Source organism: Xanthomonas sp. DAR 35659, assembly GCF_041242975.1.
Taxonomy (GTDB): domain Bacteria; phylum Pseudomonadota; class Gammaproteobacteria; order Xanthomonadales; family Xanthomonadaceae; genus Xanthomonas_A; species Xanthomonas_A medicagonis.
In genome coordinates, this window is the sequence record NZ_CP162488.1 from 3,280,067 (window position 1) to 3,301,936 (window position 21,870).

The window sequence follows — 21,870 nt, forward strand, 5'->3', positions numbered from 1 at the left end:
GGCTGCGGCACACTGTGCGCCTCCCCCTCGCGAGCGTGCCCATGAAGATCGTCGAAGTCCGCCATCCGCTGGTGCAGCACAAGATCGGCCTGTTGCGCGATGCCGCGCTGAGCACCAAGGGCTTCCGCGAACTGGTCACCGAGCTGGGCACGCTGCTCGGCTACGAGGCCACCGCCGATCTGGAGACCGAGACCCACACCATGCTGGGCTGGGCCGGCCCGACCCAGGTGCAGCGCATCGCCGGCGCCAAGATCACCCTGGTGCCGATCCTGCGCGCCGGGCTGGGCATGCTGCCCGGCGTGCTGGCGCTGATTCCCGCGGCGCGGGTCAGCGTGGTCGGCCTGCAGCGCGACGAGGAGACGCTGCAGCCGGTGCCCTACTTCGAGCGTCTCACCGGGCGCCTGGAGGAGCGCGACGCGCTGATCCTGGACCCGATGCTGGCCACCGGCGGCACCCTCATCGCCACCGTGGACATGCTCAAGCGCGCCGGCGCGCGGCGGATCAAGGGCATCTTCCTGGTCGCCGCGCCGGAGGGGCTCAAGGCGCTGGAGGCGGCGCACCAGGACGTGGAGGTGTACACCGCCGCGATCGACGACCATCTCAACGACAAGGGCTACATCCTGCCTGGCCTCGGCGACGCCGGCGATCGCATCTTCGGCACCCGGATGGGCTGAGGTTCGCGTGCCCGCCCAGGTGGGGCGAGCGGTCTTCGCTGAGTAGTTCGGGTGTTGGGCGGATCGGCTTGCGGTGGGTGTCTGTCGCGGCTGAAGCCGCTCCTACAGGGGGATTGTGAGGGTGGCTGGCGCCCCCAGGATTAGCGCTGCAAGACCTGCAGCGCCGCGCTCACGTACACCAGCGGCGCGTTCCAGTTGATCGCCACTTCGTTGGTGGCGTAGCTGCATTCGGCATCCAGGTAGGACAGCGCCGGCAGCGACGAGGCGTAGGCGTGCTTGCACTCCTTGGCGTCCTGCTGACCGGGCTGCGGGCCGCCGACCAGCAGGCCAGGCACCGGCGTGGCCACGCCATCGGCGATGGAGATGCGATGGTGGATGTGCTGCGGCGAACGCGCGCCGATGCCGGTGACGAAGGACAGGCCCAGCGGATTGCGCCCCAGCACGTAGTCCAGCTGCGATTGCGCGGCCTGCAGATATTCGGGCTTGCGCTGCAGCTGATACGCCTGCACCAGCAGCATCGCCTGGTTCAGCGCGGTGCTGTTGCTGCCCCAGTGGAAGTCGGACGGCGCCATCGCCACCTTCCATGCCGATTCCTGCCAGACCTGCAGCAGATGCGTGGCCACCGTGTCGATCTCGCGCGCGATGCGCGCCTGGTCCGCATGCGCCGTGAGCTGCGCGCGGTGCTGCGCCAGCGACATCCACGCCAGTCCGCCGACCGATCCCCAGCTCGGCACGCTGGCCGGCACGTTGCGCGCCATCGCCGCGTCGTAGAACGCATCCTCGCCGGTCGCCAGGTACAGCTCGGTCGCCGCCCAGGCGAACTCGTCGTCGAGCTTGGCGTCGTCGTAGCCGCCGGTATGCACGTCCGCCGGCTGCCGGTAGACCGCGTCCGGATGCGCCTGCGCCCAGGCCCAGGCGCGACGCGACGCCTGCAGCATGCGCGCGGACAGGCCACCGCCGAAGTGCGCGTCGAACGGCGCGTAGATGCGGCTGGCCTGGGCCATCACCGCGGCGAAGTCGAGCGTGGCCGCGGTGCTCTTCTGGACCACGTAGCGCGGCTTGCGCGCCTGGTCCGGCATCTGCATGCCGTCGAACTCCAGGTTGGTCAGCTTGTGGTAGACGCCGCCATCGCCCGGATCCTGCATCGCCAGCATCCACTGCAGGTTCCAGTCGACCTCGCGCAGGATGTCCGGCACGCCGTCGCCGCTCTCGGGAATGCCTTCCTTGTGCGCGGCGAAATAGGCCGGAAACTGCTCGTAGGCGGCCAGCAACGTGTACACGGTGATGCCGGAATTGACCACGTACTTGTTGTAGTCGCCGGCGTCGTACCAGCCCTTCGGCGCGGAGATCACGCTGCCGGCGGGACGCCCGGGCGAGGCCGCCGAGGCATGGATCAACACCTGCGTGTCCGGGTGCCCCTCCGCACGCGCGTGGCGACCGGCGTACTCGCCGGGCAGCGCGGTGCTGGCGCGGTTGAAGTAGTAGGCCTTCAGCGCCGCGCGCGTCACCGCCACATAGGCGTCGTCGCCGATGGCGAAGCCGTCCGATGGCGGCAGGCCTTCCACGCGCAGGCGATAGCGGCCCGGCGTGCGCAAGGCGGAGAAGTCGGCGATGCGCACCGTCTGCTGCGCCGGCGCCCAGGTGGCCGCGGCGCCCAGTGTGCCGCGCAACACCACCTCGCCCGAGTCCTCGCGCTCGACCGCGAACGCATCGCCGTGGCCATCGGGCACCACCGCGAGCTTGCTGGCGGCCGGCAGGTAGCCGACCTGGTTGAGCCGGATCGGCGGCATGGCGGCTTCCTCCTCCGAGCGCGAGGCGCAGCCGCCGACGACGAGACAGGCCAGGAGCAGGCAACGCAGGGCGGAGGTCATCGAGTTCATCCGCCGATACTCGCCGGCCACGATGACCGCTGCAAGCGCCGGCCAGCGGGCTTTCAGCCGCCAGCCGGAATGCGGCACGCGTCGGCGATGCCGATGGCGCGCGCGCTGCTCCGGCCGATGCGCAAGGACGCGGACGACCACCATCGAAGGGGCGAGCACGCGCTCGGCCTGGCGTCGACACTTCATCGATCCGCGCCGCGCGGCTGGGCCCGAGCGCACGCCGGCGAGCGCGGCGCCTCGCAGCACCGCCTATGGAAGGCCGACGCGACCTAGCCGGGAAGCGCTGGCGCGCCCTGCTCCGCCAGCGACCTGGCCTGCAGCGCCGGCAGCGCATGGGTGGTGACGAACCGGCCCTTGGCGTCGCGCGTCAGCTGCGCCAGGGCGCAGTCCGGGTCGTGGGTGAAGAACAGATGGACGTTACGGGCCAATGCGTCCTCCAGGAACGCGCGCTTCTCGTCGATCAGCAACTCGGCGTTGCGGTCGTAGCCCATGGTGATCGGCACGTGCACCCAGGGCCGCCCGGGGATGAGGTCGGCGCAGAACGCGACGCCGCCATGCGGCTGGCCATCGGCCTGCCGCGCGCCGACGATCTCGGCGAGCATCAGCCCCGGCGTATGGCCGTCGCTGAAATGGAAGCGCACCGCCTCGCCCAGCGTCTGCGAATACGCGCCATCGACCAGTTCCAGGCGCCCGCTGGCCTCGAGCAGGCCCGGCAACTCGGGGATGAAGCTGGCGCGGTCGCGCGGATGCGGCTGCCGCGCGCGCTGCCAATGCGCCGCGCCGACCAGGAAGCGTGCGTTCGGGAACAGCAGCGCCGGCGCCGCGCCATCGCGCCACGGCGCCAGCAGGCCGCCGGCATGGTCGAAGTGCAGATGGCTCAGCACCACCACGTCGATGTCGGTGTGCGCCACGCCGGCTTCGGCCAGCGAGTCCAGCAGCACGTGGCGCTCCTCCTGCACGCCATAGCGCTCGCGCAGCGCCGGCGGGAAGAACGCGCCGATGCCGGTCTCGAACAGCACCGTCTTGCCGGCCAGCGGCCGCGCCAGCAGCGCGCGGCAGGCCAGCGCGATGCGGTTGCCGTCGTCCGGCGCGGCCCACTGCTGCCACAGCGCCTTGGGCGCGTTGCCGAACATCGCGCCGCCGTCGAGCTTCTGCGAGTTGCCTTGGATGGACCAGAGTTTCATGGCAGGGATCGGGGATTCGGGAATGGGGATTCGAACACGCGCATCACCGCGCCGGCGCGGTCAGCAGCACTTCGGCGCTGCCGACCTCGTTGCGCGGATCGCTGCCGCCGCTGAGCACGTTGCGGCGCTTGTCCCATTCCACCGTCTGCAGGTTGCCCCACACGTGGCTGGAACCCCGCCCGCCCTCGGCGCTGTCGCCCGGCAGTTCGAGCGTATGCCCCATCGCCTGCAGGCCCTTGGCGGTGGCCGCGTCGAAGGCGCCGGTCTCGGCCTCGATCACGTCCGGCAGCCACTGGTGGTGGTAGCGCGGCAGCGCGGCGACCTGCTGCGCGCCCAGGCCGTCGTCGTAGCCGAGGATGCCCAGCAACACCATGGTGATGATGCGGCTGCCGCCCGGCGTGCCGAGCACGATGGTCTTGTCGGCGTTCTCCATGAAGGTCGGCGTCATCGAGCTGAGCGGGCGCTTGCCCGGCTTGGGCGCGTTGGCTTCGTAGCCCATCACCCCGAACGCGTTGGGCGTGCCGGGCTTGAGCGCGAAGTCGTCCATCTCGTCGTTGAGCAGCACGCCGGTGCCCTTGGGGATCAGCCCGGAGCCGAACAGCAGGTTCACCGTCTGCGTGGCGCCGACGCGGTTGCCCTCGCCGTCGATGATCGAGAAGTGCGTGGTCTCGTCGTCTTCCAGCGGGGTCGGCTGGCCCGACAGCAGGTCGCTGGGCGTGGCCTTCTCCGGATTGATGGTCGAGCGCAGGCCCACCGCGTAGTCCTTGCTCAGCAGGATCCGCTGCGGCACGTGGGTGAAATCCGGATCGCCGAGGAAGAAGGTGCGGTCGCGGTAGGCGCGGCGCATCGCCTCCACCACCAGGTGGGTGCGGTGCACCGGGTCCATCGTCTTCAGATCGTAGCCTTCCAGGATCTGCAGAATGCTGGCCAGGGCGATGCCGCCGGAGGACGGCGGCGGCGCGGTGGTGAGGGTCCAGCCCTTGTAGTCGAACCGGATCGGGGTGCGCTGCTTGACCGTGTAGCTGGCCAATTCCTCGGCGGTCCAGTGCCCGCCGGCCTGCTTCACGCCCGCCAGCAGCTTCTTGGCGGTGGCGCCACGGTAGAAGCCGTCGAAGCCCTTGTCGGCCAGCAGTTGCAGCGTGTTCGCCAGTTCCGGCTGCTTGAACAGGTCGCCTTCGGCGATCGGCTTGCCGTTGCGCAGATACACCTCGCGGGTACCGGGATAGCGCTCCATCACCTTGCGTCGCGACTGATACCCCTCGGCCATGCGCCGGTAGACCGGGAAACCCTCGCGGGCGATGCGGATCGCCGGCGCCAAGGATTGGCGCAGCGGCAGCCGGCCGTGCTTGGTCGCCAGTTCCACCAGCGCGGCCGGCAGGCCGGGAATGCCGGCCGACCAGGGGCCGTTGACCGAACGGTCGCGGTCCAGCGCGCCCTTGGCGTCCAGGTACTTGTCCGCGGTGGCCGATTCCGGCGCCACCTCGCGCGCATCCAGCATCACGTCCTTGCCGGTGCTGGCATCGTGCAGCAGGAAGAAGCCGCCGCCGCCCAGGCCGGAACTGATCGGTTCGACCACCGACAGCGTCGAGGACACCGCCACCGCGGCGTCGAACGCATTGCCGCCCTCGCGCAGGACCTGCAGGCCGGCCTCGGTGGCCAGGCGGTGGCCGCTGGCGACGGCGGCGCCGGGCGGATGCGCGGCGACGGGCGCGGCGGCAGGCGGCGCCTCGGCCCATGCGGGCGGCGCCAGGACCAGGGCGAGCAGAAGCACGCGGCGGATGAGGATGCTCATGCGGCGGGGGACTCCTGTGAGTACAACTCGGGATGGTCGCGCTGCAATCGCAGCAACTTGGCCAGCAACTGGGCGTGGCTTTCCGGGATCGCCGGATCCGGGTCGATGCATTCGACCGGGCACACCACCACGCATTGCGGCTCGTCGAAATGGCCGACGCATTCGGTGCAACGGGCCGGGTCGATCACATAGATCGTCTCGCCCATCGCGATGGCCTGATTCGGGCAGGCCGGCTCGCAGACGTCGCAGTTGACGCAGAGCTCGTTGATCTTGAGGGACATGTGGCGCTATTCGGCACTGACCGGTGCAGTTTACCGGATCGGGGCGAGGCAGCCCCGCGAAGGGGGCGCCGTGGCGCGGAACGCTGTATCGCCGCCGCGTCGGAGCGGAGGGGCGGACGGCCTGCGGCGCGCGACGCCGTGGTCGGCCACGCCTGGCACAGCGGTGGTGGTCACCGCGCGCGGTCTTGGGGATCGACAGGGCCTCGGCAGGAACGTGCGCGCTTGGCCAGCGACAGAACGCGCCCTCGCGGTGGTCGCAGGGCCCAGGACAGCATCCGCGGCGACCGCCCGTTGCGGGCGGCGCGGGGATCGCGGTGCCGGCGCGCATCGGCGCGCCGGCACTCGCGTGACTTACTTCGCTTCGACGAAGATGTACTCGGCGCCGGTCGGCTGCACCACGGTCTGCACGCGGGCGTTGTCGGCGGCGGCGCCGATGTAGACCACGCGCACGCCCTTCATCGTGTTCGGCTCCACCTTGGCGAAGGCGGTGGTGATCAGGTCGGCCATCTTGGCCGAGGCCGAGGACCCGAACGCCAGCATGTTGCCCGGCTGGATGCCGCGGCCGATGGCGGTGGTGGCGCTTTCGACCTGGCGGTCGTACTTGGCCTGGAACTCCGGGTCCGATTCCGGCGGCAGGTAGTACAGGAACGGGCTGTTGCTGATGTTGCCCATGTTCTGCAGCGCCACTTCCTGCAGGTACTTCTTCCAGCCGGCATCGTCGTCCTTGGAGGGCACGGTCAGCGCCGGCTTCGCATCGGCGACCGGCGCGGCCTCTTCCTTCTTGCAGGCGGTGAAGCCCAGGGCCAGCGAGGCGATCAGCAACGCGCGTACGGTGTTCTTCATGGATGGCTCCCTTGTTGTCTGTGAATGGCGGACGGGCTCAGCGCTGCGCCGCGGCCTGGCGGGCCTGGACCAGCGCCTGCACCACCGACGGCGGCACGAAGCCGGACACGTCCCCGCCCAGCCGCGCGATCTCGCGCACCAGCGACGACGAAATGAAACTGTGTTGTTCGGCCGGGGTGAGGAACAGCGTCTCCACTTCCGGGATCAGATGCCGGTTCATGCTCGCCATCTGGAACTCGTATTCGAAATCGGACACCGCGCGCAGGCCGCGCAGCAGCACCCCGCCGCCAACCGAGCGCACGAAATGCGCCAGCAGCGTGTCGAAGCCGATCACCTCCACATTGCGGTGCCCGGCCAGCGCCTCGCGGGCCAGGTCCACGCGCAGTTCCAGCGGCAGCGTCGGACCCTTGGACGGACTCTGCGCCACGCCCACCACCACCTGCTCGAACAGCGGCGCGGCGCGATTGACCAGGTCGATATGGCCGTTGGTGATCGGATCGAAGGTCCCGGGGTAGACGGCGATGCGGCTATGGGCCACGGTCATGCATTGGATACCGCGTGAAGGTCGCCGGGAAGTGTAGCAGCGGCGCGCCGGTACAGGGCAGCACGGACCTCGCGGCTGCCGCCCTCGCGGTACAGCGCCCACTCCGGCGGCGGCGCCGGCACGTGCCCGGCCGGGGATTCCAGGTACAGCCAGGCGCCGGCGGAGAGCCGCGCCGGCAGCCGCTGCAGCACCGCGTCCCACAGCCCGGCGGCGAAGGGGGGGTCGACGAAGGCGATATCGGCCGGGGCGGCGGCGCCCGCCGCATCCAGCCAGCGCAGCGCGTCGTCCTGCACCACCTGTACCTGCGCCTGCGCCTGCAGCCTGGCGACGCTGGCGCGCAGGCCGGCGGCCAGCGCCGGGTCGCGCTCGACCAGGCAGGCCGAGGCCGCGCCGCGCGACACCGCTTCCAGGCCCAGCGCGCCGCTGCCGGCGAACAGGTCCAGCACGCGCGCGCCGGGCAGCGCCGGCTGCAACCAGTTGAACAAGGTCTCGCGGACCCGGTCCGAACTCGGGCGCAGGCCCGGCAGGTCCGGCACCGGCAAGCGCGTGTTGCGCCAGCGCCCGCCGATGATGCGGACCTGGCCCGCGCCGGGCCGGCTCATCGGCGGCCTCGCACGGGCCGGGACACGGAAGCGGGGAGACGCAGGGACGGCATCGGCGGCGGGCAGGGCGGAACGGGGTCCGGATCATAGACCAGCACGCCGGCCGCCGTATGCGCCAGCCAGCGCTTGAAGCCGGCCGCGGCCGCCACCATGTCGGCCGGCAGAGCCGTGCCCTCCTCCGCGCGGCCGCCCATCCTTCATGGAGCACCTACCGATGAGCGTGGAAACCCAAAAAGAAACCCTGGGCTTTCAGACCGAGGTCAAGCAGCTGCTGCAGCTGATGATCCATTCCCTGTATTCCAACAAGGAGATCTTCCTGCGCGAGCTGATCTCCAATGCCTCCGACGCGGCCGACAAGCTGCGCTTCGAGGCGCTGGTCAAGCCGGAACTGCTGGACGGCGACGCGCAGTTGCGCATCCGCATCGGCTTCGACAAGGACGCCGGCACCGTCACCATCGACGACAACGGCATCGGCATGAGCCGCGAGGAGATCGTGGCGCACCTGGGCACCATCGCCAAGTCCGGCACCTCCGAGTTCCTCAAGCACCTGTCCGGCGACCAGAAGAAGGACTCGCACCTGATCGGCCAGTTCGGCGTGGGCTTCTACAGCGCCTTCATCGTCGCCGACCAGGTCGACGTGTACAGCCGCCGCGCCGGGCTGCCGGCCAGCGAAGGCGTGCACTGGTCCTCGCGCGGCGAAGGCGAGTTCGAGGTCGCCACCGTCGAGAAGGCCGAGCGCGGCACCCGCATCGTGCTGCACCTGAAGGACGACGAGAAGGGCTTCGCCGACGGCTGGAAGCTGCGCGGCATCGTGCGCAAGTATTCCGACCACATCGCGCTGCCGATCGAACTGCCCAAGGAACACCACGGCGAGGACAAGGACAAGCCGGAAACCCCGGAGTGGGAAACCGTCAACCGTGCCAGCGCGCTGTGGACGCGTCCGCGCACCGAGATCAAGGACGAGGAATACCAGGAGCTGTACAAGCACATCGCCCACGACCACGAAAATCCGGTGGCCTGGAGCCACAACAAGGTCGAGGGCAAGTTGGAGTACACCTCGCTGCTGTACGTGCCCGGCCGCGCGCCGTTCGACCTGTACCAGCGCGACGCCTCGCGCGGGCTAAAGCTGTACGTGCAGCGCGTCTTCATCATGGACCAGGCCGAGCAGTTCCTGCCGCTGTACCTGCGCTTCATCAAGGGCATCGTCGATTCCAGCGACCTGCCGCTGAACGTCTCGCGCGAGATCCTGCAGTCCGGCCCGGTGATCGACTCGATGAAGTCGGCGCTGACCAAGCGCGCCCTGGACATGCTGGAGAAGCTGGCCAAGGACGACCCGGAACGCTACAAGAACGTGTGGAAGAACTTCGGCCAGGTGCTGAAGGAAGGCCCGGCCGAGGACTTTAGCAACCGCGAGAAGATCGCCGGCCTGCTGCGCTTCGCTTCCACCCACAGCGGCGACGCCGAGCAGAACGTGTCGCTGGCCGAGTACGTGGCGCGGATGCAGGAAGGCCAGGACAAGCTGTACTACCTGACCGGCGAGAGCTACGCGCAGATCAAGGACAGCCCGCACCTGGAGGTGTTCCGCAAGAAGGGCATCGAAGTGCTGCTGCTCACCGACCGCATCGACGAGTGGCTGATGAGCTACCTCACCGAGTTCGACGGCAAGTCCTTCGTCGACGTGGCGCGCGGCGACCTGGACCTGGGCAAGCTCGACAGCGAGGAAGAGAAGCAGGCCAAGGAGGAAGCCGCCAAGGCCAAGCAGGGCCTGGTCGAGCGCATCCAGAACGTGCTCAAGGACGAGGTCTCCGAGGTGCGCGTTTCGCACCGCCTGACCGACTCGCCGGCGATCCTGGCCATCGGCCAGGGCGACCTGGGCCTGCAGATGCGGCAGATCCTGGAAGCCAGCGGCCAGAAGCTACCGGAGAGCAAGCCGGTGTTCGAGTTCAACCCGGCGCACCCGCTGATCGAGAAGCTGGACGCGGAAGCCGATGGCGAGCGCTTCGGCGACCTGGCCAAGGTGCTGTTCGATCAGGCCGCGTTGGCGGCTGGTGACAGCTTGAAGGATCCGGCGGCGTATGTGCGTCGGCTTAACAAGCTGTTGTTGGAATTGTCGGCGTAAGCCGACAACAGGCGACTGCGTCGAAGAACGAAGCCGGCAACTGCCGGCTTTGTTTTTGATTTGAGCGTTCCTACTAGGGCGTGTTATGAACTTTAAAATAGAGATGCAGCACTTTCGAGCATGAGGATGGTGAATACGACGAAATGGAGCCCTGCAAGGTTTCCGGCAGGCATTCGGAGTCACAGACCAGGCATCGGAAGCGATTGACCCAACCGAAACTGCGCTCCACGCCCCAGCGGCGAGGCAGCAGCACAAAGCCTTCTTGGCCTCCGGCAGCTCTACAACGTGCAGTTCAACGCCTTCCTCCTGCGCGGCTTCGGCCGGACCTTCGCCCGTGTAGCCTTGATCGACGAAGCCAAGTCTCACCGTCTCGCCCGCGACGTACTGAACTTCCTGCGCCAGTGATCGCACCTGGGCACGCTCCTGCTCGTTGGCCGGCGTGACCTGCACTGCTAGCAGATAGCCGAGCGTGTTCACCGCCATGTGCACCTTGCTGCCCTTCTTGCGCTTGTAGCCATCGTAGCCAGCACGTGGTCCGCTTTCGCATTTGGACTGCAGCGTCCGGCCATCCAGGATCACGACGCTGGGCTGCCCTTGCTTGCCTTGCGTCACTCACAAGATCGAACGCAAGTCGTTGACTATGGCCTCAAGCAGCCCGCTTGCAGCCACCGCTGGGTTTGCTGGTAGACCGCCTCCCACAGTGGAAACTCATGGGGAATCAGACGCCAGGGCGCTCCGGCGCGCGCCATCCAGCGAAATGCGTTGAACATCAAGCGCAGGTGATGCTTGCGCTGCCGTGCCTGCGGATCCATCAGCGTCAAGTAGGGCGCGGCGAACGCCCATTCTTCATCGGATACGTCGGTCGGATATGGGCGTGGTGGCTTCATCCGTTTACGATAGCCGCACGAGCTTCAAGCTCATAACACGCTCCAACCTCACCTTTAGATTTGGCACGATATTTACTTAAATTTAGGCCAGAAAAATACTAAGAAATCTATATTCTTAAAAAAAGATAGCCAATGGTGTTATTGACCTATGACCTACCCTCCAAAAAGCTCAAAGCCATGGAAGGCAGATTGCGTCTTCCGCAATATTTAATGTCACTGACCGGATCCGAACTGCAGCGAACTAAGGCACCTTCAATCAATCTGAAATTTGCCAACTCGATCACAGCAAATTTCGCATCTCCCTGATTACTTTAACAGCCAGTACGTGTAAAGTTAATTTAAATTTTCCAGTTTGCATGTGAATTTGCGCTTCACACCCGCCCGACTACACCGCTGCTTTACTCGCGCAAAATGATCCACGCTCACACCGCAGCGGAAAATTTAAAATTTGAAAAATTTTTAATCAACACGCCCACCCCGACAGGAGTCAGCGCTAATACTTGCTTTATAATTACCATTATTAACATATCTTCTGCTAATAGACGAGGAATTATCGAACTCCGTTTCAAGGTTATCAGATACGTACACTGTAAAAACTCCCGGCTCGGCAAAGGTAGCAGTCAAATTCTGCGCACCCTCTGAATCCCAATATATTCCAACCGATTTTGAAGGCACAATTAAAACCTTACCGTCCAAAACCGACACACCTTGACAATTAACCCCATCATTCCGCAAAAAAATAAATCTCCCGCCCGGCGTCATTACCCCCACCTCAACCGGACTTAATTTTCCAATTTCAATGGAAATTACTTCTTTTTTCTTATTTTCAGCGGCACCACATGAAGGTAGCAAAAAAAATAACGCAATCGCCAATATAAGCACCTTGCAATGCATGTTAGTACTCCACGTGAGTATGGGGAGGAATACCTTCTCTCAAGACATTTTTAGCGCCAGCTTCAACTGCAGATTCTCGCAAATTCGATTTATCTTTTTGACTCAAATCTCTATCGCGAAAGTCTGCGCCGGCACCGCTTAAATGCCTTGAAATATAGACTCCCTCACTTACCTGCTCTTGAATTTTCTCTGCCATCGCTGCAACTGGATCAGCCCCATTAGCTACAGCATTGGTATATGCAGCAAGAATGGCATTTGCTGCGTTCTTATTCCCATACTCCTTAACCCCAGCACCATTAGCGATCTTATAAGCCATACGTTTCGCCTGGTCTTTTGGCGTGCGCTCCCCATCTGTAACGACAAGCTTCTTGCCGGTTTTCTCGTTAAAGTTGTCCGCGGTATCAGAGACTTTTGAATAAGTTTCAGTACTCAATGAAACCTCAGGCTTTTTTGTGAAATTCACCGGCCTATGTGAACCCACTGCCCCGTCAGCAGGCCCCGCTGACCAAGCAAGTCCGCGACCACAAATGTTTGATCCCGTCGGCTTTTCGCACCTGCCATCTGGATCCTTAAATCTATAAGGATTGTTCGCAGTATAGGCATATCTATTAAATCCCTCGCCGTTACCTGGATTAACATTAATCGGATCGGTACTGAGCATTCTCCCAATCACCGGATCATAGTACCGCTGCTGCATGTACGTCAGCCCGGTGGCCGCATCCTGCACATGTCCCGTGAACCCAGGCCCGTCGGTCAGCGGGCGATTGAGCAGCTTGCCGTACGGTTCGTACTCGCTGGTCTCGATCAGATTGCCGCTGGCATCTGTGACGGCGATCGGGGTGCCGAGAGCGTCGGTGTGGAAATACTCCACCGTTTCGGCCGCCGCATGCAGCGGCAACGCCACAGGCAGCAGCCACAGCAGCTTAGCCAAGCGCTTTGCGATTCCCTTCATCATAGGTCCGTTCATTTGCCCTTCCCTCCCTCAAGCGACGGAGTGAAGACGGGGGACCAGGCCGAACATCCGTTCTCGTTGCAGGCACGGACCTGTACGGTGTTGACGCTGCCGGACTTGCTCAAGGTGACGAAGGTCTTGGGTCCGGAATAGCTGACCGCGCCGCTTATCTCGTAGCGCGTGGCTCGCGCACTGGCGTTCCAACCTAGTTCGAACGTGGCGGGCGACGTGTTGATGTAGCGGTAGCCATAACTGAACGATGGCGTAGCCGGCGGCGACGTATCTACCACGGTGGTTTGCGCATTGGAATACGGCCCGCAGCCAGCCAAGTTGCAGCCCTTGCTGCGGTAGGCATAGCTGCCATTGCCCTTGCCGGAGAACGCCTGGCTGGTGGCATTGGCATTCTGGGTGGCCGTCCAGCCACCGCCGTTGGCGCTTTCTTCCAGGATGTAGCTGCTGGCCGCCGCCACACCGCTCCAGCTCACCGTGTAACCGTTGACGCCGGCGCTGGCCGGGGCACTCAGGCTGGGCGCGCCGGTGGGGGCGAAGATCACCTGGGTGGAGGCATTACCGGAGTAGCTACCGCAACCGGCCGCGTTGCACGCCTTGACCCGATAGAGGTAGGTGCCGGCGCCGCGGCCGCTGACGCCTGCGCTGGTTCCGCTCACCGATGCGATTCCGCTCCAACCGCTGCCGCCGTTGCTGCTTTCTTCCAGGTTGTAGCTGACCGCAGTAGCGACCGTGCTCCAACTGAGCGTGTAGCTGCCGCTGGTATTGGTCGCCGGAGCGCTGAGCGACGGTGCCGAACCCGGTGCGTACACCGCCTGCACCGTGCCGGTGCCCGAGTACGGTCCGCAGCCGGCCGGATTGCAACCGCGCACGCGGTAGGCATAGCTGCCGGCGCCCTTGCCGCTGTAGGCATTGCTTTGCGCACTGCCACTGTAGGACACAACCCAATTGCCGCCGTTGGCGCTCTCTTCCAGCGAGTAGCTGGACGCGCCCGTGACCGTGCCCCAGCTGATGATGTAGTTGCCGACCACCCCGGTCCCCGGCACGCTGATGCTCGGCGCATCGCCGGGCGCAAACTGCACGACTGCCGTTGCAGTGGCGCTCCACGCACCACAGTAGCCCCCCACGCAGGCGCGGGCGCGGTAGCCATAGGTGCCGGCCGCCTTGCCGCTGATGGCCTGGCTGGTCCCAGTGCCGGAGTACAGGGCAGACCAACTGCCGCTGCCGGCTTGCTCCTGCAGTTCGTAGCGCGTGGCAGATGCCACCGCCGACCATTGCACGCTGTAGCTGCCGGAGCTGCTGTAGCCGGGCACCGTCACACTGGGCGAGGCCAGCGTCGGCTGGTTGCTGACCTTGGCCAGCAGGCTGCCGCCCAGGTACACATACTCGGAGATCTTGCCGACGCGCTCGTCGCGCTGGTAGCGCAGCACGCCGTCCTGCCCATAAAGCGAGACGATATTGCCCTGGCTCGGACTGCTGGCCAGCACGCGACGGCCCTGCGCGTCGTAGCGGTAGGTCTCCAGACCGGTGACCTCGCGCAGGCGGTTGCCCTTGTCGAACAGGTAACGGACGCCGTTCTTGTTGGCCAGGTTGCCCTGCGCGTCGTAGCTCAACCCGATCACCGCCGCGTTGTCCGAGCTGTTGTTCACGCTCAGCAACTGCCGGTTGGCGTTGTAGAAGTAGTTGTAGTCGCGGCTGCCGCCGACCTTCACCGCGGTCAGGTCGTCGAGCACGTTGTAGCTGTAGCGCGCCAGGTTGTCGCCACCGAACATCGCCGACTGCGTGGTGATCAAGCGGTCCAGCCCGTCATAGCTCATGCTGCGCGTTTGCCTGCCGCGCGCGTAGTCGGTGATCGCACCGACGTTGCCGTTGGCATCGTAGGTGTAGCCCAGGTCCAGGGGGTTGCTGGCGCCACTGTCGCTGCTGCGCGCCGGCAGCTGGCGCGCGTTCTGCGCCATCGTGTGCACGATCCCGTTGCCGTAGGTGAACTGCTTGATCGCGCCGTTCGGGTAGTAGCTCACGCCCAGCGCATAGCCGTTGGCCTGGGTCGCCTGCCCAAGCGCATTGGGAGCGTAGTTCAGGGACATTCCCGAGGGATAGGTGACACCGGCCGGATGCCCATTGGCGGTATAGGCATAGCTCAGGCCTAGCGCGCCCGACCCGGGCTGGGTCATGCTCTCGCTCAACGGCAGGCGACGCTTGTTGTAGGTGTACGCGTTGACGACCGGATCGCCGACATTGCTGTTGTTGGTGGTGACCTGCGCCGGCAATCCATCGGCGGTGTAGACGAAGGACTGGTTGCCGACGCCATCCGGGAACAGCAGCGTGGCCAGACGGTTGCGCGCGTCGTAGCCGCGGCTGACCTTGGCGTTTGCGGCAACGTCGGCACCGTTGCACGACGCGCTCGAGGTGTAGCTCTGCCCGCTCGCCGACCAGACCAGGTTGCCGGCGGCGTCGTAGTCCATCACCGTGGCGCCGGTTTCCGGCTCGATGGTCTTGCACAGTTGCTGGTAGCTGTCGTACACGTAGCTGCGGGTGACCGACAGCGAGCCATCCGCGTTGCGGCGGCGGATCGAGGTCGGCTTGCCGAACACGTCCAGCGAGATGTCTGTGTTGGCGCCCTCCGGATGCTGGATCCACACCGGCTTGGCGTAGTCGGGTCGATCGAACACCTGGAAGCCGCTCACGGTCTGCTGGCCGCGCGGGTTGGTCACCCGCGTCTGGTTGCCGGCGAGATATTCGGTGCGCGTGGTCAGCAGGCCTAGCTCGCTGTCCTGCGACACCGAGGTCGCGCGGCCCAGTGCGTCGTATTCGTTCCAGGTGCCGGTGCTGAGCGTATCGCTCGCCCCCGGATAGGAGCTGAACGTCGTGCGGCCATCGTAGTCGTAGGCCAGCTTCTGGAAGCGCTGGGTGCCGGCTTCGTTGCCGGCATCGAATTCGCGCGTGAGGACTGGGCGCCACAGCGCGTCGAAGTAGGTCAGCTTGCGACCGTTGCCGGTGGCCACAGTCTGCCGCCAATGGCCGGCACCCAGGCCGTACTCGCTGCCGTTGACCTGTTCGAACGCCTGCGTGGTGGTGTTCCAGGCCACGTTGTCGTTCGCCGGATAGGCGATGCTCGCCAGCCGACCCATCGCGTCGTAGCCGTAGGTGGTGGTGAAGCCGTTCTCGTCGGTGGTAGAGGTGATCCAGCCGCTGTCGTTGACCGTGGCCGATTCGGTGGCGCCATCGGCATAGCGGATCGACTGCGGCACGCCGCGCTTCCAGTTGGAGACGGTGGTCGTGTTGTTGTTGCCGTCCTTCACCGTGGCCAGCGTACCGTCGCCGTTGTAGCCCAAGGTCAGGCGCAGCTTGCCGAAGGACCAGCGCTGCGACGGTAGCGCATTGGCGTCGTAGCTCGTCTGCGACTCCACCAGCCCGGTATTGGCATTGGTGCTCTTGGCGGTCTGCCCGATGATCCACTTGCCGAGGTCGTCGTAGTACTCGGTGGCATCGGTGCGCGAGTGCCAGGGGCTGGCGCGGGTAACGCTGAGCACGCGTGCGAAGGCGTCGAAGCCGTTGGCGGTCCAGGTGTAGGTCGTGCTGTCCTGCTGCACGGTCTTGCTGCGCAGCGGACGCAGCACGTTGGTCAGCGGGTTGGGAATGCCAAGCAAGGACTGGCCCATCTCCGCCGGGAAGGGTTGCGCGTCCACATCGCCATCGGCGAAGTAGGTGTTGCTGGTCTTGGACACCACATTGCCATTAACGTCCAGCACCGAGGTGCTGAGCAGACGGCCATCATTGAGGCCGTACATGAAGCCGAATTCGTAGGCAGACGCGGTACCATCCGGGTTGATGACCTTCACGATCTTGCTCGGGATGCAAGTCGGGCATGGATCTGTCGCTTGGCCAGAGAGATAGAACTTCCTGTAGGGTGCATCACTGGAGTAACGCCAAACACTTTCCGCAAGGCCAGGACCACTGATTTTCTTCGACGACAACGCGTAACTATCAAGATAGCCAGGAACATAGGGGACGGGCACCTGCTGACCCGGAAGGTCGCATCGATGGATAGGCGTATGATTGCGATACTGACGCTCGTAGCCGAACTCGAATAACCCAATCGAGCCTGCAGGATGAGTAACCTGAAGAGTGAAATCGCCGACAAAAGGGTCCGGCTCGGAGATGCAGCTGGTCGTGTGGTCGTTGCCACTAAACTGCCGTTTTGGCATCAAATTGCCACTGACAACGGTGTAGATCCATTGCGATCCATCGGGCTGCGTGACGCTCTTTAAGCGGTAGGCGCCCGATGATGTTGGGTAGGCAGTACTGAATTCGTAACCATAGCTCCAGGTTTGGCCATTGGCCTGGACGCTACTGATCAGATCGCCATTGTAGGCCAGCGTAATGGATCGACCATCGCTTGATTGAATAGAGGCTAGCTTGCCATCCGTGTAGCTATAGACCACCCAATTACCAAATCTATCCTCCACCCGGCTAGCCATTAATGAAACGCGAGCTCGAGGAAACACTACCGATTGGGAGCCACTTCTTGGCAGAGCATAAGGCTTGATTGTGAACGAGGTTGCATAGTCGAAGTAATACTTCACCCCAGCCGGAGAAATAGCGAGAAATCCCTCGCCTACATAATTCGTGGTGCTTGCTAGGCAACCCAGCCGCCAGCCACCCTTTGTGATCCATGGCCGAGCAACACTATCCGTTGGACGCGGGGTCTTGGACTGGTTGTCTACCAACAGCTCCTGGTCTCCCTCGCCAGGAACATGCAAGTAGTAGCCATTCCATACTTCGTCGGCTGTACCTGGGTAGGTGATCCCGCCTACCGTAGCTGCTGCATCAGGCCGACCTGGCAATGAACAACGCGCTGTTGGTGAACTGCTTGTGGTAATCCACCCCTTGTCCGCCAAGAAATCTCCATACACGTGCGGCGTGTCAATTGCCCAATCCGCGAATCCCTTGGCGACATACTCGGATCGACGATTTGTGACCTTGAACTCACGACCGACCGCCACTGATAGCGCATTGTTACCTGGCAAGTCGACATCCGTGGCGCGGAAGCTAACACTACGATCGTACAAGCTGATGTTTTCACCGAAGATGTCGCCACTCAGCGGCCCGACGACCTGCGCCGCCTTGATCTTCTTTTCGTAGTCCTCGTAGGGCGAAATCTCGTCCCCCGCATGCGCGCGCGCGCCTAGGCACAGCAGCACCATGCCGATCACCAGCCTCGCCTTGAACATCCTTCCACCCTTCCCTTTCAGCCCGTTGCGGGCCAAATTCCCTGATGGATCGCGAGGCTTTTATAAGGATCGCGATGACGAATCGCAAAAAACGCAACGCCGCGCCATCGCGCCAAAGGCACGTGGCAACAACTCTAACGAAATCCCCTTCCGACCAGATCCTGATCGTGGCGAATTATCAGACTGACTCAGGGATATCTGTCAAGAAAAATTTTCAACCGACGAGAAACCGCCGTTTCTCATGGAAATCTCACGCCACAAGCTCACAGTTGTCGCGAGTTGAATTTCCACGGTATAGGTGAGCGCGAGCGCATCTGATTGCAAAATTCATCGGATCGATGCATCACCTTTGTGATCGGGCGCGCTCTGATCGCGCGCCGACATGTTCGACGTGCTGCCCTATCGCCAGCATGGCGGCAGGCCGCTGCCATGGCAGCGGCCACACCCAATCCGCCTTTCAGAACTTCACCGTCGCCCGAGCCCAGTAGTAGCGTCCGAGCAAATCGTAGGTCGCCACGTCGGTATTGGCATTGCCGACGTTGTTGGCGTAGTACAGCGGCGGCTGCTTGTCGGTGAGGTTGTCCACGCCGAACTCCACGCGGGTGCGCCACTGCGCGAACTGATAGCCGACCTGCGCGCTGTGGTAGACGTAGGCGCCGATGCCGCGCACCACGCCGGCCTCGCCGACGTCGGCCGACAGGTTCTGCCGTGCGTCGGCGCTGCCGATCTCGGTGGCGCCGATGTAGCGCATGCGGTAGTTGGCGCTCCAGTTGCCGAGGTTCCAGCCCAGGGTGCCGAGCGCGCGCCAGCGCGGGAAGTTGCCGTAGGCCTGGGTGTACTTGCCGGCGTTGTGGATGGTCACCGTGTTCGGGTCGGTGCTGTCCGGGTTGACGTCGTAGCGGATGGTGTACGTACCGTTGAGGCCGGCGGTGAAGCTGCCCCAGGCGGTGTCCGGCAGGCGGTAGTTGAGGCTGAAGTCGGCGCCGCGCGCCCACAGCTTGCCGAGGTTGACCGTGGGCTCGGCCACGTAGTTGATGGTGCCGTTGTCGTTGCGGTGGATCAGCGCGCAGAAGGCGCTGCCGGAGTTGGCGTAGCACTGGTTGAACACGGTCTGCGCGGACACGGTGGTGATGGTGTCGTTGAGGTCGATGCGCCACAGGTCGGCGCTGATCGACAGGCCGTCCAGCCAGCCTGGATCGTAGACCACGCCGAAGTCGTAGGACTTGCCGGTCTCCGGCTTGAGCTGGTAGCCGGCGACCACCGCGCCGGAAGCCTTGGCGCCGACCTGGTTGTCGGCCTGCTGGTAGCTGCCGTCGGTGGGCACGTTGGCGCAGGCGCCCTCGTGGCCGCCGGTGTAGCCGTTGCACGGGTCGTTGACCGTGGCCGAGTCGCCGACCACGCCCGAATACAGCTCGTTGATGTTGGGCGCGCGGAACACCTGCGACACGGTGCCGCGCAGCAGCAGGTTCTCGATCGGACGCCATTCCAGCGCGACCTTGCTGTTGGTCTTGCTGCCGACCGAGTCGTAGTCGGAGAAGCGGCTGCCGATGGTCAGGTTCAACGAATGCACCAGGGGCAGATCGGCCAGCAGCGGGAACAGCGCTTCGGCATAGGCTTCCTTGACGCTGAAGCTGCCGCCGAGCACGGTGGCGCAGTACTCGATCACGCCACACATGCCGTTCTCGTCGCCGGTCCACAGCGGGTCGGCGGCGGTGGAGGTGCTCTCCTTGCGGTAGGACACGCCGGCGGCCAGGCTCACCGTGCCGGCCGGCAGGTCGAACAGGTTGCCGTTGGCGTTGGCCTCGAACTGCTTGACGCGGTACACGCTGGTGACGATCGGGTTGACCACCAGCGCCTGCAGCGCGGCCAGGTTGCTGGGGCTGTTGAGGTTGAAGATGTCGATGGGCGTGCAGCCGGCGATCGCCGCGCCGGCGCTGCCGCACTTCACCGTGCCGTCGCTGTCCAGGAACGAAGGACCGACCGCGGCGTTGAAGCCGGCGTAGTCGAGGAAGCCGTTGTTGGTCGACTTCTGCTTGACCTTGCCGTAGTTGATGCTGGCGTCCCACTGCCAGGAACTGTCGCCGAAGCTGCCGCGCAGGCCGGGATTGATCTGGAAATTGTAGGTGTTGTATTCGTAGCGGCGATTGCCGAGTACGGTGGCGCGGCTGTTGAAGTCGTTGTACGACTGGCCGGTGCTGCGATCGGTGCCGAAGTTGAGCCCGAACGGGTTGTAGTAGCTGGCCGAGGACACCAGGTAGTTGTCGCCGTTGGCGAAGATCGGGATCGGCGCGATGATCGACGCCGAGCTGGTCTTGCTGAAGTAGGTGTTGACGTAGCCTTCCAGGTGGTCGTTGAAGCGGAAGTTGCCGATCATGAAGGCATTGGTGCGTTCCTGCGGGGTCTGCAGCAGGTTGTACGGCTGGTAGTTGTAGGAGTCGGTGGACGCGACGTAGCAGTGGTACTGACTGACGTTGGTCGGACTGCTGCTGCCGCCGTTGAAGGTCACGCGCCCGCAGCCGTTGCTGGCCGCCAGCGCCTTGGCCTGGTCCGAACCGTCGTTGAAGCTGATGCTGCCGGTCGGCGTGGCCGAGGAGCCCTGCTTCACCACCTCGCCACCGATCAGCGACAGCGCGTCCTTGGAATAGCCGCGCTCGCCGGCCGAGACCGGATCGATGTCGTGGTAGGACAGGCCGGCGATCACGCTGCCGCGGTCCCAGGTCTTGCCGGCGGTCAGCGAGAAATTACGGCGGTTGCCGTCGCTGCGCGAACTGGTGCCGAAATCGCTGCTGGCCTCGATGCCGTCGAAGCTCTTGCGCAGGATGAAGTTGACCACGCCGCCGATCGCATCCGAGCCGTACACCGCCGAGGCGCCATCGCTGAGCACCTCCACGCGTTCGATCATCGTCGCGGGGATCGCATTGACGTCGTTGCTGGCCAGGCGCGTGCCGTTGACCAGGATCAGCGTGCGCTTGTCGCCGAGCCCGCGCAGCGAGATGGTCGACGCACCGGTGCCGCCGCCGTTGTTGGTGTTGGGATTGGTCGCGTTGCCGGCGATCGACGGCAGTTCCTGCACTAGGTCGCCGAGGGTCGCCTTGCCGGTGGCCTCGATCTGCGCGCGGTCGATGGTCACCACCGGATTGGCGGTCTCGGTATCGACGCGGCGCAGGCGCGAGCCGGTGACCACGATGCTGTCCAGGGTCTGGGTCTTGCCGTCGCCCGCGCCCGCCTCCTGCGCCAGCGCCGGGCAGGCGGCGCTCAGCGACAACGCGGCGATAACCGCCAGCGCCAATGGCTGCGGCATCGGGCCGCGATGGTGGAAAGGATGGCTGGCTTGCGAGAACGGCATGGAGATCTCCTGGCGATGGCGACAAAACGGCATGGGCAAAGTGATGGGCCGAACGGTTCCACGCCGGCTTGCGCCAGCGAACGGAACGAACGGAAAAGCGACGCGTCGACGGCGCCGCCGTACTGCGCATCTGCGCCACGGTCCTGGGTGAGGACCGGACGCACGCTCGGGGATGCTTGCGGTCCTCCGCACGCTAGGCGTGCGTAGATCCCCGGTGCTGCGGTGAATGGCGAACGGTAGTGGCGGCTCCTGTTCCGCGCACGGGCACGTCGTGCGAAAAGCAAACGTCATCACGCCTTAACGCTGTGGCCACAATGTGCCCTGCCACGCGGCCGTCGTCTTGTCGCAATTAGCGCATCTGCATGCGGAAGAACGCATGGTTTCGTTGCCGCGCGCGCGATCCCTATGGTGGCGTCAACGGCTTTCCGGCTGCTGTACGTCAGCTAGAAGGGTCGTTGTGTCGACATGTGGCAAATGTGTATCCGTGCATGAAACACAATCGCGACACCACAGACATGCAATGCGCGACAGCACGTGCCGCGGCCTGCAGAGGCACCACCCATTCCAAGACTCGGGATCGAACTCCGGCGGCTGAGTCACACCGGCGTCCACTCACCGGACACCGTCCA

14 protein-coding genes and 1 pseudogene are annotated in these 21,870 nt (G+C 64.7%); 3 read left to right on the forward strand and 12 right to left on the reverse strand.

The features are described from left to right. The first annotated feature begins 41 nt into the window (after nt 1-41). Entirely contained in the window at nt 42-674 is a 633-nt protein-coding gene (gene upp / locus AB3X07_RS13695) for a uracil phosphoribosyltransferase (protein WP_369939150.1), read from the forward strand. Between the two features lie 140 nt (nt 675-814). Here upp and AB3X07_RS13700 read toward each other — a convergent pair whose 3' ends face one another. From AB3X07_RS13700 to rsmD, 7 genes are all read right to left on the reverse strand, one after another. Then, nucleotides 815-2,554, reverse strand: coding sequence for a glycoside hydrolase family 9 protein (locus AB3X07_RS13700; RefSeq protein ID WP_369939151.1), 1,740 nt, complete (start codon nt 2,552-2,554; stop codon nt 815-817). Between the two features lie 269 nt (nt 2,555-2,823). Then, nucleotides 2,824-3,738, reverse strand: a complete 915-nt coding sequence (locus AB3X07_RS13705) for an MBL fold metallo-hydrolase (protein ID WP_369939152.1) — start codon at nt 3,736-3,738, stop codon at nt 2,824-2,826. Nucleotides 3,739-3,781: 43 nt separating this feature from the next. After that, nucleotides 3,782-5,530: a gamma-glutamyltransferase gene (ggt, locus tag AB3X07_RS13710; RefSeq protein ID WP_369939153.1), complete on the reverse strand. Its 1,749-nt coding sequence runs from the start codon at nt 5,528-5,530 to the stop codon at nt 3,782-3,784. Then, the gene (locus AB3X07_RS13715) at nt 5,527-5,811 is read right to left on the reverse strand and encodes a YfhL family 4Fe-4S dicluster ferredoxin (RefSeq protein WP_369939154.1); all 285 of its coding nucleotides are present in this window, start codon (nt 5,809-5,811) and stop codon (nt 5,527-5,529) included. The genes ggt and AB3X07_RS13715 overlap by 4 nt, the downstream gene beginning before the upstream one ends. Nucleotides 5,812-6,162: 351 nt before the next feature. Beyond that, nucleotides 6,163-6,654, reverse strand: coding sequence for a hypothetical protein (locus AB3X07_RS13720; protein ID WP_369939155.1), 492 nt, complete (start codon nt 6,652-6,654; stop codon nt 6,163-6,165). Between the two features lie 37 nt (nt 6,655-6,691). After that, complete coding sequence (gene coaD / locus AB3X07_RS13725; protein WP_369939156.1) at nt 6,692-7,198, reverse strand: pantetheine-phosphate adenylyltransferase; 507 nt, start codon at nt 7,196-7,198, stop codon at nt 6,692-6,694. Continuing rightward, entirely contained in the window at nt 7,195-7,800 is a 606-nt protein-coding gene (gene rsmD / locus AB3X07_RS13730; RefSeq protein WP_369939157.1) for a 16S rRNA (guanine(966)-N(2))-methyltransferase RsmD, read from the reverse strand. The genes coaD and rsmD overlap by 4 nt, the downstream gene beginning before the upstream one ends. Nucleotides 7,801-8,014: 214 nt before the next feature. On the opposite strand from rsmD, the gene htpG reads away from it, so the two are divergent. Next, nucleotides 8,015-9,919, forward strand: coding sequence for a molecular chaperone HtpG (gene htpG / locus AB3X07_RS13735; protein WP_369939158.1), 1,905 nt, complete (start codon nt 8,015-8,017; stop codon nt 9,917-9,919). 92 nt (nt 9,920-10,011) lie between these two features. Here the strand turns inward: htpG and AB3X07_RS13740 are convergent. The 4 genes and pseudogenes from AB3X07_RS13740 to AB3X07_RS13755 all read right to left on the reverse strand — a co-directional run bounded on the left by AB3X07_RS13740 (nt 10,012) and on the right by AB3X07_RS13755 (nt 16,503). Then, nucleotides 10,012-10,806, reverse strand: a pseudogene (locus tag AB3X07_RS13740) (IS5 family transposase). Nucleotides 10,807-11,265: 459 nt separating this feature from the next. Then, nucleotides 11,266-11,700: a hypothetical protein gene (locus tag AB3X07_RS13745; protein WP_369939159.1), complete on the reverse strand. Its 435-nt coding sequence runs from the start codon at nt 11,698-11,700 to the stop codon at nt 11,266-11,268. A gap of 1 nt (nt 11,701) precedes the next feature. Beyond that, nucleotides 11,702-12,655, reverse strand: a complete 954-nt coding sequence (locus AB3X07_RS13750; RefSeq protein ID WP_369939160.1) for an RHS repeat domain-containing protein — start codon at nt 12,653-12,655, stop codon at nt 11,702-11,704. An 8-nt stretch (nt 12,656-12,663) separates the two neighbouring features. Beyond that, nucleotides 12,664-16,503 (reverse strand): RHS repeat protein, encoded by a 3,840-nt coding sequence (locus tag AB3X07_RS13755; protein WP_369939161.1) that lies wholly within the window; start codon nt 16,501-16,503, stop codon nt 12,664-12,666. 1,363 nt (nt 16,504-17,866) lie between these two features. Here AB3X07_RS13755 and AB3X07_RS13760 point away from each other — a divergent pair. After that, the gene (locus tag AB3X07_RS13760; protein ID WP_369939162.1) at nt 17,867-18,082 is read left to right on the forward strand and encodes a hypothetical protein; all 216 of its coding nucleotides are present in this window, start codon (nt 17,867-17,869) and stop codon (nt 18,080-18,082) included. A 270-nt stretch (nt 18,083-18,352) separates the two neighbouring features. Here the strand turns inward: AB3X07_RS13760 and AB3X07_RS13765 are convergent, their stop codons facing one another. Then, nucleotides 18,353-21,196 carry a TonB-dependent receptor gene (locus tag AB3X07_RS13765; RefSeq protein ID WP_369944764.1) on the reverse strand — a complete coding sequence of 948 codons (2,844 nt, stop codon included), beginning with the start codon at nt 21,194-21,196 and terminating at the stop codon, nt 18,353-18,355. Nucleotides 21,197-21,870: the final 674 nt, after the last annotated feature.